15 protein-coding genes and 1 riboswitch are annotated in these 12,295 nt (G+C 64.4%); all 15 genes read left to right on the top strand.

The window, feature by feature from the left end; translation table 11 throughout:
• Positions 1 to 74 precede the first annotated feature (74 nt).
• A riboswitch (molybdenum cofactor riboswitch) is annotated at positions 75 to 214 on the top strand.
• The 15 genes from moaA to modC all read left to right on the top strand — a co-directional run bounded on the left by moaA (position 202) and on the right by modC (position 12,294).
• Positions 202 to 1,197 carry a GTP 3',8-cyclase MoaA gene (gene moaA / locus BN1136_RS01160; RefSeq protein WP_043761787.1) on the top strand — a complete coding sequence of 332 codons (996 nt, stop codon included), beginning with the start codon at positions 202 to 204 and terminating at the stop codon, positions 1,195 to 1,197. Its footprint overlaps the riboswitch before it by 13 nt.
• A 250-nt stretch (positions 1,198 to 1,447) precedes the next feature.
• Positions 1,448 to 1,957, top strand: a complete 510-nt coding sequence (gene napF, locus BN1136_RS01155; RefSeq protein WP_043761786.1) for a ferredoxin-type protein NapF — start codon at positions 1,448 to 1,450, stop codon at positions 1,955 to 1,957.
• Between the two features lie 8 nt (positions 1,958 to 1,965).
• The gene (locus tag BN1136_RS01150; protein ID WP_231557822.1) at positions 1,966 to 2,250 is read left to right on the top strand and encodes a chaperone NapD; all 285 of its coding nucleotides are present in this window, start codon (positions 1,966 to 1,968) and stop codon (positions 2,248 to 2,250) included.
• 192 nt (positions 2,251 to 2,442) lie between these two features.
• The gene (gene napA / locus BN1136_RS01145) at positions 2,443 to 4,932 is read left to right on the top strand and encodes a nitrate reductase catalytic subunit NapA (protein ID WP_043761785.1); all 2,490 of its coding nucleotides are present in this window, start codon (positions 2,443 to 2,445) and stop codon (positions 4,930 to 4,932) included.
• Positions 4,933 to 4,945: 13 nt separating this feature from the next.
• Complete coding sequence (gene napG, locus BN1136_RS01140; RefSeq protein WP_043761784.1) at positions 4,946 to 5,680, top strand: ferredoxin-type protein NapG; 735 nt, start codon at positions 4,946 to 4,948, stop codon at positions 5,678 to 5,680.
• Entirely contained in the window at positions 5,677 to 6,552 is an 876-nt protein-coding gene (gene napH, locus BN1136_RS01135) for a quinol dehydrogenase ferredoxin subunit NapH (RefSeq protein WP_043761783.1), read from the top strand. Before napG ends, napH begins: the two co-directional genes overlap by 4 nt.
• Positions 6,552 to 7,007 (top strand): nitrate reductase cytochrome c-type subunit, encoded by a 456-nt coding sequence (locus tag BN1136_RS01130; protein ID WP_043761781.1) that lies wholly within the window; start codon positions 6,552 to 6,554, stop codon positions 7,005 to 7,007. The genes napH and BN1136_RS01130 overlap by 1 nt, the downstream gene beginning before the upstream one ends.
• An 11-nt stretch (positions 7,008 to 7,018) precedes the next feature.
• A complete protein-coding gene (locus BN1136_RS01125) occupies positions 7,019 to 7,609 on the top strand; it encodes a cytochrome c3 family protein (RefSeq protein ID WP_043761779.1) in 591 nt (196 codons plus the stop codon).
• 192 nt (positions 7,610 to 7,801) lie between these two features.
• Positions 7,802 to 8,308, top strand: coding sequence for a molybdenum cofactor biosynthesis protein B (gene moaB / locus BN1136_RS01120; RefSeq protein ID WP_043761778.1), 507 nt, complete (start codon positions 7,802 to 7,804; stop codon positions 8,306 to 8,308).
• A 49-nt stretch (positions 8,309 to 8,357) separates the two neighbouring features.
• The gene (moaC, locus tag BN1136_RS01115; protein WP_043761777.1) at positions 8,358 to 8,852 is read left to right on the top strand and encodes a cyclic pyranopterin monophosphate synthase MoaC; all 495 of its coding nucleotides are present in this window, start codon (positions 8,358 to 8,360) and stop codon (positions 8,850 to 8,852) included.
• Positions 8,849 to 9,094 (top strand): molybdopterin synthase sulfur carrier subunit, encoded by a 246-nt coding sequence (gene moaD / locus BN1136_RS01110; RefSeq protein WP_043761776.1) that lies wholly within the window; start codon positions 8,849 to 8,851, stop codon positions 9,092 to 9,094. Before moaC ends, moaD begins: the two co-directional genes overlap by 4 nt.
• A gap of 99 nt (positions 9,095 to 9,193) precedes the next feature.
• Positions 9,194 to 9,673, top strand: a complete 480-nt coding sequence (moaE, locus tag BN1136_RS01105) for a molybdopterin synthase catalytic subunit MoaE (RefSeq protein ID WP_043761775.1) — start codon at positions 9,194 to 9,196, stop codon at positions 9,671 to 9,673.
• 60 nt (positions 9,674 to 9,733) lie between these two features.
• Complete coding sequence (gene modA, locus BN1136_RS01100) at positions 9,734 to 10,462, top strand: molybdate ABC transporter substrate-binding protein (RefSeq protein ID WP_043761773.1); 729 nt, start codon at positions 9,734 to 9,736, stop codon at positions 10,460 to 10,462.
• A 99-nt stretch (positions 10,463 to 10,561) separates the two neighbouring features.
• Positions 10,562 to 11,242, top strand: coding sequence for a molybdate ABC transporter permease subunit (gene modB, locus BN1136_RS01095; protein ID WP_043761770.1), 681 nt, complete (start codon positions 10,562 to 10,564; stop codon positions 11,240 to 11,242).
• On the top strand, positions 11,239 to 12,294 hold the full coding sequence (modC, locus tag BN1136_RS01090; protein WP_043761767.1) for a molybdenum ABC transporter ATP-binding protein: 1,056 nt from the start codon (positions 11,239 to 11,241) through the stop codon (positions 12,292 to 12,294). Before modB ends, modC begins: the two co-directional genes overlap by 4 nt.
• Position 12,295: the final 1 nt, after the last annotated feature.

The following is a 12,295-nucleotide window of genomic DNA, read 5'->3' as shown; positions in this document are numbered from 1 at the left end:
ACAGGCTCCCCTCACAGCCATAAAGACCCCACAAAGTAGCATGGGAGTGTACTCCAAGTTGTGCTAGCATCGAAAAACTAGATGAACTCCGAGCGATTTTGCCTAAGTCATTGAGATAGGGGGAGATCGCCGTCAGCCGTTGTTCGAGCTGAAAGGGTCAGGAAAGAAATGCCCTGGCCTCCCGTATTTGGAAAGGTGTTTATGTTGCCACTTGAAGATGGTTTTTCCCGTCGCTTTTACTATTTGCGCCTGTCGGTCACCGACGTGTGCAATTTTCGCTGTACCTACTGTCTGCCGGATGGATATCACCCGCCGAAAGGGGGGGCAGAGGGGCGCAAGTCCTTCCTCTCCCTGGAGGAGATACGCCGCGTCGTCTCCGGTTTTGCCGCCATGGGGACGCGCAAGGTGCGCCTAACCGGCGGTGAGCCCTCCCTGCGCCGCGACTTTACCGCCATCATAGAGACGGTTGCCCATACCCCCGGCATCGAGAAGGTGGCCATGACCACCAACGGTTATCGCCTGAAAGAGCGTGCCCGCGAGTGGTTCGATGCGGGGCTGACGGCCCTCAACGTCAGCGTCGACAGCCTGGATCCCCGGCAGTTTCACCAGATCACCGGCGAGAACAAGCTGGCCGACGTGATGGCGGGGATAGACGCCGCGCTGGCGGCCGGCTTCAAGTCGGTGAAGATCAATGCCGTGTTGCTCAAGGGGCTCAACGACCATGAGCTGGGCACTTTTCTGGCCTGGATCCAGGACAAGCCCATCGAACTGCGCTTCATCGAGCTGATGCAGACCGGCGAGATGGACACCCTGTTTCGTGACCGCCACACCAGCGGCGATCTCATCAAGCAGCGACTGCTGGAGACGGGCTGGGTGCAGCAGCTGCGCGGGCTGGACGACGGCCCTGCCCAGGTGTTTATGCACCCGGAATCGCGTGGCGGAGTCGGGCTTATCATGCCCTACAGCAAGGACTTCTGCGCCGGTTGCAACCGGCTGCGGGTCTCCTCCCTGGGCAAGCTCCACCTCTGTCTCTTTGGTGACAACGGGGTGGAACTGCGGGACCTGCTCACCGCCGACGACCAGCAGGATGCGCTGCAAGCGCGGATCCGCCAGGCGTTGACCGGCAAGGCCGCCACCCACCGTCTGCACGAAGGCAATGCCGGCATGACCCCTCACCTGGCGTCCATCGGCGGCTGACGCCGGGTCGCCACCCCCGAATCGTCATCGATTAATTAGCAATCCTCACATAGGGGTAATTTGCCTTGCCCCTCTTTCGCCTAATTGCGCCAAGGGTTTGATCCAGCGCAAGAATCCCCCCTGTTTATCTCCCTGGTGGTATATCGCTGGACTTGTCAGAGTCGCAATATACACCCACGCTTATAATTGGTATTGAAAATGCTACTCACGGGATCCACGCAGGGTTCTGTCCCTGTGAAGAGGAGTCGATATGGCCGATGGGATCAATCTGTCACGCCGCGGCCTGCTGCGAGGACGCCTGGCGACGCCCAAACCCGGAGTCCAGCTGCCCTGGTCCGTCTCCTGGGACGAGTTCATTACCGATTGCACCCGTTGCGGTGACTGCCTGACGGCCTGCCCGGAACAGATCCTGGTCAAGGGCGACGGCGGCTTTCCCACCGTGGATTTTTTGCGTGGCGAATGCACCTTCTGCGCCGAGTGTGTCGACGCCTGCCAGGCGCCTGTCTTTCGACCGACAACCCAGACGCCCTGGGAGTATGTGGCCCATATCGAGGCCGGTTGTCTGGCCAGCTCCCAGGTCTTCTGCCAGCGCTGCCAGGACAGCTGCGAGCAGCAGGCCATCCGATTTTCCCCCCAGCTGGGGCGAGTACCGACCCCCAGCATCCAGACCGAGTCGTGCAATGGATGTGGTGCCTGTGTGGCGGATTGTCCGGTCGGCAGTATCAGGATTGGCCTCGCCCACGGCGGGGAGGCGACATGACCCATGAGATGAGCACCTTGGAAAGCAGCGAGATGAAGCGAGAAGAGTTCCATGTATCGAGCCTGGTGGTGCTGGCCCAGCCGGCCCAGCGTCACCAGCTTGCAGAGCGGATCGCCACCCTGGAAGGGGCCGAGATCCACGCCGTCAGCGAGGAGGGCAAGCTGGTGGTGACCCTGGAAGGGGCAAGCCAGCGTCCCATCATGGCGGCCATCGACGCCATCTCGGCGATGCCGGGGGTGCTCTCCGCCTCCCTCATCTATCACCAGTTCGATGAAGGCGAAGTCGAGGAGTAGCGAGCCATGAGGTCGGGCCGGCGAGAGGCCCCCGATGGTCGCCACGGATGAAAAAAACGATGCCGGGTCTATTGTTACCACCAGTTCGATGAACTTGATGCCCAGTGCAAGGAATAAGCGCCATGGAGCTGAGCCAGCGCGGCTCGTCACAATGGCTGTCATTGATGTGATTAAGCAATGCGAGGATATGTCATGAAGCTGAGTCGACGCGACTTTATGAAGGCCAATGCGGTGGCGGCAGCCGCTGCCGTGGCCGGTGTCAGCGCCCCCACCCTGGCGGCGAACCTGATCACCAGTACCGACAAGACCGCCATCACCTGGGACAAGGCGCCGTGCCGCTTCTGCGGGACCGGCTGCTCCGTGCTGGTGGGCTCCCAGGCAGGTCGCGTCGTCGCGACCCAGGGCGATCCCGACGCACCGGTGAACCGTGGCCTCAACTGCATCAAGGGCTACTTCCTGTCCAAGATCATGTATGGCGAGGATCGCCTGACCCAGCCCATGCTGCGCATGACCAACGGCAAGTTTGACAAGAACGGCGACTTCACCCCCATCAGCTGGGATCAGGCCTTCGACATCATGGCCGAGAAGTTCAAGGCCACCCTGAAAGAGAAGGGCCCGACCGCCGTCGGCATGTTCGGCTCCGGCCAGTGGACCGTGTGGGAAGGCTATGCCGCCGCCAAGCTGATGAAGGCGGGCTTCCGCTCCAACAACCTGGACCCCAACGCGCGCCACTGCATGGCGTCCGCGGTCGTGGGCTTCATGCGTACCTTCGGCATGGACGAGCCCATGGGCTGCTATGACGACATCGAGCAGGCCGACGCCTTCGTGCTGTGGGGCTCCAACATGGCCGAGATGCACCCCATCCTCTGGTCACGCATCTCCGATCGCCGCCTGTCCCATCAGGACGTGCAGGTGCACGTGCTCTCCACCTTCGAGCACCGCAGCTTCGAGCTGGCGGACAACGGCATGGTCTTCACCCCGCAGACCGATCTCGCGATCCTCAACTACATCGCCAACTACATCATCCAGAACGACAAGGTGAACTGGGAGTTCGTCAACAAGCACACCCAGTTCCGCAAGGGCACCACGGACATCGGCTACGGCCTGCGCCCCACCAACCCGCTGCAGCAGAAGGCCAAGAACCCGGACAACGGCGACTCCACCCCCATGAGCTTCGACGACTTCGCGAAATTCGTGGCGGATTACGATCTGGAGTCCGTCTCCAAGCTCTCCGGCGTGCCCAAGGACAAGCTCGAGAAGCTGGCCCAGCTCTATGCAGACCCGAGCAAGAAGGTGGTTTCCTACTGGACCATGGGCTTCAACCAGCACACCCGTGGCGTCTGGGCCAACAACCTCTGCTACAACATCCACCTGCTGACCGGCAAGATCTCCCAGCCGGGTTCGGGTCCCTTCTCCCTGACCGGCCAGCCTTCCGCCTGCGGCACCGCCCGGGAAGTGGGCACCTTCGCCCACCGCCTGCCGGCCGACATGGTGGTGACCGAGCCCAAGCACCGCGCCATCGCAGAAAAAGTCTGGAAGCTGCCGGAAGGCACCATCCCCGACAAGGTGGGTTACCACGCCGTGCTGCAAAACCGCATGCTCAAAGACGGCAAGCTCAACGCCTACTGGGTGATGTGCAACAACAACATGCAGGCCGGCCCGAACATGAACGAGGAGGGGCTGCCCGGTTATCGCAACCCGGCCAACTTCATCGTGGTCTCCGATCCTTACCCGACCGTGACCGCCCAGGCGGCCGACCTCATCCTGCCCACCGCCATGTGGGTGGAGAAGGAGGGGGCCTATGGCAACGCCGAGCGCCGCACCCAGTTCTGGCACCAGCAGGTCAAGGCACCGGAAGGGGCCAAGTCCGACCTGTGGCAGCTGATGGAGTTCTCCAAGCGTTTCACCGTGGAAGAGGTGTGGCCGGCCGAACTCATCGCCAAGATGCCGGAGCTCAAGGGCAAGACCCTGTTTGACGTGCTCTATGCCAACGGCCAGGTCAACCAGTTCCCGAAAGAGCAGAGCAAGGGCGCGCTCAATGACGAAGCGGATCACTTCGGCTTCTACGTGCAGAAGGGCTTGTTCGAGGAGTACGCCATCTTCGGTCGCGGCCACGGTCACGATCTGGCACCGTTCGATCAGTATCACGAGGCCCGCGGCCTGCGCTGGCCCGTGGTGGACGGCAAGGAGACCCTGTGGCGCTATCGCGAAGGGTTCGACCCGTACGTGAAGGCGGGTGAAGGGGTGCGTTTCTACGGCAAGCCCGACGGCAAGGCGGTGATCTTCGCGCTGCCCTACGAGCCGGCCGCCGAATCGCCGGACAAGGAGTATGATCTCTGGCTCTCCACCGGTCGCGTGCTGGAACACTGGCACACCGGCACCATGACCCGCCGCGTGCCCGAGCTCTATCGCGCCTTCCCGGATGCGGTGCTCTTCATGCACCCGGAAGACGCCAAGGCCCGTGGTGTGCGCCGTGGCGAGGAGGTGATCGTCTCCTCCCGCCGTGGTGAGGTGAAGACCCGGGTCGAGACCCGCGGCCGCAACCGTCCACCCAAAGGTCTGGTGTTCATGCCCTTCTTCGATGCGAGCCAGCTGGTCAACAAGCTGACCCTGGACGCGACGGATCCGCTCTCCAAGGAGACGGATTACAAGAAGTGCGCCGTCAAGGTCATGAAGGCCTGAGGCGGGATCCGGGATGAGCCGTAGTCGTCGCCAGTTTCTGACCGACCTCGCCAAGGGGGCCTGCTCAGTGGGCCTGCTTGGCATGGGGCTCGGCGGCGTGGCGCGTCAGCAGGCCCAGGCGGTGCCGGCCCAGGCATTGCGCCCGCCGGCGGCTTTGGGGGAGGACATGTTCCTCGGTGCCTGCGTGCGCTGCGGGCTCTGTGTCGAGGCCTGTCCCTACGACACCCTCAAGCTCGCCCGGCTGCTGGATCCCGTGACCACGGGCACGCCCTACTTCGAGGCGCGCAGCGTCCCCTGCGAGATGTGTGACGACATCCCCTGCGTGGCGGCCTGCCCGAGCGGGGCGCTGGATCAGGGGATGACAGACATCGATCAGGCGCGCATGGGGGTGGCGGTGCTCATCGACCACGAGACCTGCCTCAACTACCTGGGGCTGCGCTGCGATGTCTGCTACCGGGTCTGCCCGCTCATCGACAAGGCGATCTCGCTCGAACTGGTACGCAACCCGCGCACCGGCAAGCACGCCATGTTCCTGCCGACCGTGCATAGCGAGTCCTGCACCGGCTGCGGCAAGTGCGAGCACGCCTGCGTGCTGGAGACGGCGGCCATCAAGGTTGTGCCCCATCGGCTCGCCAAGGGGGAGCTGGGCCATCACTATCGGCTCGGCTGGGAAGAGAAGGCGAAGGCGGGCAAGTCCCTCATCGGCGACAGGCTCACCCTGCCTACCCGCAAACCGGAGGGGCTATGAGTCGTTATCCGGGGGCCGAGGCCAGTGCCAGGCTGGGCTGGTGGCGCGCCCACCGCTTCCTGGTGCTGCGCCGGCTCAGCCAGGTCGGCGTGCTGGCGCTGTTCCTGCTGGGGCCGCTGGCGGGCATCTGGATCCTCAAGGGTAACCTCTCCAGCTCGCTGTTGCTGGAGACGGTGCCCCTCACGGATCCCCTGACCCTGCTGCAGTCGGTGGCGACGGGCCATTGGCCCCTCACCACCCTCTGGCTCGGTGCGGGTCTGGTGCTCGCCGGGTACTGGCTGGTCGGGGGACGGGTGTTCTGCTCCTGGGTCTGCCCGGTCAACCTGGTGACGGACGCCGCCGCCTGGGTTCGGGCCAGGCTCGGCCTCAAGGGTAACGGCCAGTTCAATCGCCACACCCGCTACTGGCTGCTGGCCATGGTGCTGGTGGCACCCGCCATCACTGGCGTGCTGGTGTGGGAGCTGGTCAACCCGGTGTCGCTCACCCTGCGCGGCCTGCTGTTTGGCATGGGAGCGGGCTGGGGCCTGCTGGCGGCCCTGTTCCTGTTCGACCTCTTCGTGGTGGAGCGGGGCTGGTGTGGTCATCTCTGTCCGGTGGGGGCCTTCTATGCCCTGGTCAACCGGGTCGGTTTTATCAAGATTGCAGCCAATGGGCGCGAGCGGTGCAGCAACTGCATGGATTGTTATGCAGTCTGCCCGGAGCGACCCATACTGCGCGGCCCGGTTCACGGGGCCAAACGCGGTCACGGGCCCTTGATTGTGGCCCAGGAGTGTACCAACTGCGGCCGTTGCATCGATGTCTGCGCGGAGCAAGTTTTCGAAATCACTACAGGTTTTGCCGTCAAGGCAGAGAAAACGTCGGAGAACAAATAATGAAAAAGCTGATTGGAGCAATGCTGGCCTGTCTGATGGCGGGTTCCTTGATGGCGGCCGTCCCCGAGATCACCAACAGCACGGGGGGGATCAAGTCGGAACGGGGAAGCACGGATCTCGTGACCGAGGCGGACGCGGCCCCGCTCAAGAACTACCGCAAGGACGGCGACACCTATGATCGCCAGTACATGCATCAGCCCCCGCTGATCCCCCACGACACTCGCAACTACGAGGTGGACAACAAGGTCAACAAGTGCCTGGCCTGTCACAGCTTCAAGAACGCCAGCAAGATGAAGGCGCCCAAGATAAGCCCGACCCACTTCGAGACCCGCGATGGCCAGACCCTGGGGGAAGTCTCTCCCCGCCGCTATTTCTGCCTGCAGTGCCACGTGCCGCAAGCGGATGCCAAGCCGCTGGTGGAAAATACGTTTAAACCAGTTGAAGCCTTGAACTGAGGAACCCATAGATGAAATTACCCGGTTTTATCCAGCGTCTGTGGACCACCTTCAAGTCGCCATCCAGGGCAGCCCTCTGGGTCATCCTGCTGATGGGCTTCTTCGGCGGCGTCATCTTCTGGGGTGGCTTCAACACCGCCATGGAAGCCTCCAACACCGAGAAGTTCTGTACCGGCTGTCACGAGATGAAGGACAACGTGTTCGTGGAGTACCGCGATACCATCCACTACGCCAACCGTTCCGGCGTGCGCGCCAGCTGCCCGGATTGCCACGTACCCCACGAGTGGACCTACAAGATCATTCGCAAGGTGCAGGCCTCCAAGGAGCTGTGGGGCATGATCACCGGCAAGGTGGATACCCGCGAGAAGTTCGAGTCGCACCGGCGCGAGATGGCCGAGCGGGAATGGAAGCGGATGAAGGATACGGACTCGCGCGAGTGTCGAAACTGCCACAACTTCGAGTACATGGACTTCTCCCTGCAGGGGCGGCGAGCGTCCCAGATGCACTCCACCAACCTGGCAAGCGGGGCCAATACCTGCATCGACTGCCACAAGGGGATTGCGCATCAACTGCCTGATATGAAAGGCGTCGCAGGCTTCTGATAGCCGGGCCACCGGATCTCGCGGATCCGGTGGCCCGCGATTTTTATGGGTCCATGACCCCCTCTGCCCGACAACTTTTGATAGAATCCCGCCCCGGTAGCGCGACGCCCGGGTTGTCCTGCTTCGGTCGACCCGACCGGGCGGCGCGTTCATCCCATCCTCTCGTGGTCAATCATTGACAGGAAATGCCCCATGGCCCCCAAACACAGCGAATTCATCCCCCTCAAGATCGCCGTCCTGACGGTCTCCGACAGCCGTACCGCCGCCGACGACAGCTCGGGCGACTATCTGGTATCGGCCCTGACCGAGGCCGGGCACCAGCTCGCGGACCGGGCGCGCTGCCCGGACAACCTGTTTCGCATCCGGGCCCGGGTGAGCGACTGGATTGCCGACGAGGGCGTCCAGGTGGTGCTGGTCAACGGCGGGACGGGGTTCAACGAACAGAACCGGGTACCCGAGGCGGTCGGCGTGCTGTTCGAGCGCACCGTCCAGGGTTTCGGCGAGATGTTCCGCCAGCTCTCCTTTGCGGAGATCAAGGGCTCGGCCATGCAGAGCCGGGCGCTGGCAGGGCTCGCCAATCGTACCCTAGTCTGCTGCCTGCCTGGCTCGACCGGCGCCTGCCAGCTCGGGTGGGAGCAGCTGATCCGGGATCAGCTCGACGCCCGCACCAAGCCGTGCAACTTCGTGTCCCATCTGTGATCCCGGGGGTTCCCCGGATCATCCGTCTTATTTTTCGATAAGGGCATACATGAACCTGACCCATCTCAACCAGAGCGGTGAGGCCCACATGGTGGACGTGACCGACAAGCAGGTGACCGAGCGCGAGGCCCGTGCCGAGGCATTCGTCACCATGGCGCCGGAAACCCTGGCCCTGATCCTCGGCGGCCAGCACCACAAGGGGGACGTCTTTGCCACCGCCCGCATCGCCGGCATCATGGCGGCCAAGAAGACAGCCGACCTCATTCCCCTCTGCCACCCCCTGGCCCTCACCAAGGTGGAGGTAGAGATAGAGCCGCTGGCGGCGCAGAATAGGGTCCACATCCGCACCCTGTGCAAGCTCTCTGGCAAGACGGGGGTGGAGATGGAAGCCCTCACCGCGGCCTCCGTGGCGGCGCTCACCATCTACGACATGTGCAAGGCGGTGCAAAAGGACATGGTGATCGAACAGCTGCGGCTGGTGGAGAAAAAGGGCGGCAAGTCCGGTCACTTCCAGTTGAATGCCGGTGCAGGAGAGAACGCATGATCAAGGTACTGTTTTTTGCGCAGGTCAGGGAGCTGGTGGACTGCGACGAGCTGAGCCTGCCCTGCGAGCATGCCACCGCCGAGGCGCTTCGCAGTGCCCTGAGCGAGCGGGGCGACAAGTGGGCGCTGGCACTCGAAGCCGGCAAACTGCTGGTGGCGGTGAACCAGACCCTGGTGCCGCTGGAGACGGCCCTCAACGACGGAGATGAGGTTGCCTTCTTCCCCCCGGTGACGGGAGGCTGACCATGAGCGAGATAACGACCGTGGATCGCACCACTGAGTTGTGCGGTGGTGACGAAGTGGCCTTCTTCCCTCTCTCTCTAGTAACGACCGGAGGCTGACATGAGCGAAGCAACCGGCGTGGATCGCATCCTGGTGCAGCGGGCGGACTTCTCGCTGGCGGAGGAGTACGAGCGGCTCGCCGTCCGCCATGACAGCGGCGCCATCGTCACCTTCGTGGGCAAGGTGCGGGATTTCAACCAGGGGGACGCGGTCAAGGGGCTGGCCCTTGAGCACTACCCCGGCATGACCGAGAAGGCGCTGGCGGACATCGTCGCCGAGGCACGCCGCCGTTGGCCGCTGCAGGAGTGCACCCTTATTCACCGCATCGGCGAGCTGCAGCTCGGGGATCAGATCGTGCTGGTGGCGGTGAGCAGTGCCCACCGCGAGGCCGCTTTCGAGGCCTGCCATTTCATCATGGATTTTTTGAAGACCCGGGCACCGTTCTGGAAAAAAGAGCTGACCGCCGACGGGGAACAACGCTGGGTCGAGGCCAGGGCGAGCGATGACGCCGCTGCGGCCCGCTGGCGACAAGGGGAGTGAGCCCTGGGCTCGTCTCAATCCGGGTGTCGGCCCTGTGCCGACCGTCAAGGGAGTAAGGGAATGAAAGCGTTCGTAACCGTGGTGTTGCTGGGGGTCTGTGCCGGCGCGATGTTCAGTGGTGCGGCCCGGGCCGATGAGGTCAAGGTGGCCGTGGCGGCCAACTTCAAGGGCACCATGGAGCGCATCGGCAAGGAGTTCACCGCCAAGACGGGGCACAGCGTCGTCATCAGCTCGGCGGCCACCGGGGTGCTCTATACCCAGATCACCCACGGCGCCCCCTTCGATCTCTTCCTCTCCGCCGACGTGGTGACCCCCGAGAAGCTGGAGAAAGAGGGCAAGGGGAGTGAGCGCTTCACCTATGCCATCGGCCAGCTGGGCCTGTGGAAGAAGGGGGGCCCGGTGCCCGACGAGGCCAGCCTGCGCGACTGGAAGGGGGAGCTGGCCATCGCGAACCCGAAGACCGCCCCCTATGGCGCCGCGGCCATGGCTACCCTGGCCCACCTCAAGATCGATCCCAAGCAGTATCGGGTGCTGACCGGCACCAACATCAGCCAGACCTGGCAGTTCGTCGACACCGGCAATGCGGGGCTGGGCTTCGTCGCCTGGGCCAACCTGGTGGAGGCGGGCAAGACTGACGAAGCCTGGGCGGTGCCGGCCGACTTCTATCCGGCCATCGAACAGCAGGGGCTGGTGCTGAAGAAAGGGGAGGCGGTGGAGGCCCTGGTGGCCTGGCTCAAGGGCCCTGGCCAGGCGCAGATCAAGGCCGCAGGTTATGCTCTGCCACAATGAGTGACGGCCGACCCCAGGATCGCCGGCCAGCCCTCGGGCTGGCCGGTCTGACGATAAGGAGGCACAGGATGTCATACCCGGACCCCGCGCGGGGGTGCCATGAGTGAGGGGGATCTGCTGGCCGTCTGGCTGACCCTGAGGCTTGCGGCCAGCACCACCGTCATACTGCTGATCCTCTCCCCGCCGCTCGCCTGGTGGCTGTCTCGCAGCCAGCACCGGCTGCGCCCCGTGGTGGAGGCCCTGGTGGCCCTGCCCCTGGTGCTGCCCCCGACCGTGCTCGGCTTCTATCTGCTGATCGCGTTCTCCCCCGAATACGGCGTTGGCAGCTGGTGGCGGGAGACCTTCGGGGCCCCGCTCGCCTTCAGCTTCCTCGGCCTGCTCATCGCCTCCGTCATCTACTCGCTCCCCTTCGTGGTGCAGCCCCTCACCTCCGCCTTCGTCAACATGGGCAACCGGGAGCTGGAGGCGGCGGCCACCCTGGGGCTCGGCCCCATGGAGCGCTTCTTCAAGATCATCCTGCCGATGACGCTGCCGAGCTTCGTGATGGCGGCGGCCCTGGGCTTTGCCCACACCCTGGGGGAGTTTGGCGTGGTGCTGATGATAGGGGGCAACATCCCGGGCGAGACCCAGGTGCTCTCCATCGCCCTGTTCGATCACGTGGAGGCGATGGATTACCAGAACGCCCACCTGCTGGCGGGCGGCCTGATGGGCTTCTCCCTGGTGATGCTGGTGCTGGTCTACGGTGTCCTGCAGCGCCGGCAACGGAGGCTATTCGGATGACCCTGGAGATCAAGGCCCACCGGGCTTTCGGCCTTTTCACCCTGGCGTGCGAGCTGTCGCTCGCCCCAAGCCGGATCCTCGGCCTGTTCGGCCCCTCCGGCTGCGGCAAGAGCACCTTGCTGCGCATCATCGCCGGGCTGGACAGGGCTCCCGCAGACTCCCTGCGCTGGCGGGGACGGGAGCTGGCGACCCTGCGGCCCGAGGCACGCCGCATCGGCCTGGTGTTTCAGGACGCCCGCCTCTTCCCCCACCTGACCGTGCTCGGCAACCTGCAGCTGGCGGCGGGCAAGGGCAGTGGGCGCTGGCAGCCGGAGGCGCTGGCGACGCGACTCGGCTTTGCCGAGCTGCTGGGGCAACCGGCCCACGGCCTCTCCGGCGGTCAGCGCCAGCGGGTGGCCCTGGGGCGTGCCCTCCTCGCGGAGCCTGATCTGTTGCTGCTGGACGAACCCTTCTCGGCGCTGGACAGGCGCAGCCGCATCCATCAGGCCCACGTGCTCAAAGGGTTGCAGCAGGAGAGCGGCATCCCCATGATCTTCGTCAGCCACGCCATGGAGGAGGTGAGCCTGCTCTGCGATCGGCTGGTGCTGCTGGAAGGCGGCCGGGTGGAGGCGCAAGGGACCCCCGGGGAGATCTTCGCCCGCACCGACCTGTCGCTCGCCAGTCGCGACGACGTCGGCGTCATGCTTTCGGCCACCCTGGCCCACTACGATGCCACCGAGCAGATGGCGACCCTGCGACTCGGGGAGCAGCCTCTGATGGTGACCATGGAGCATGCCCCCGATGAAGCGGGCCCCTTGCAGATCAAGGTGGCGGCGCGGGATCTGGTGATCGCCACCACCCCCATCGAGCACTCCAGCCTCTCCAACTGCCTGGAGACCCGGCTGCTGGCGGTGCGGGAGGTCCGGCCCGGGCAAACCCTGTTGCAGTTGGCTCTGGGGCAGCAGATACTGCTGGCCCGGATCACCAGCCGCTCCGCCAGACGGCTCGCCCTGGTGCCGGGAGTGCGGCTCTACGCCTACGTCAAGGCGGTGAGCCTGGTGGGTGAGGGCTGAG

Source organism: Aeromonas taiwanensis, from assembly GCF_000820165.1.
Lineage (GTDB): Bacteria > Pseudomonadota > Gammaproteobacteria > Enterobacterales > Aeromonadaceae > Aeromonas > Aeromonas taiwanensis.
This window is presented reverse-complemented; position numbering and strand designations above follow the sequence as displayed.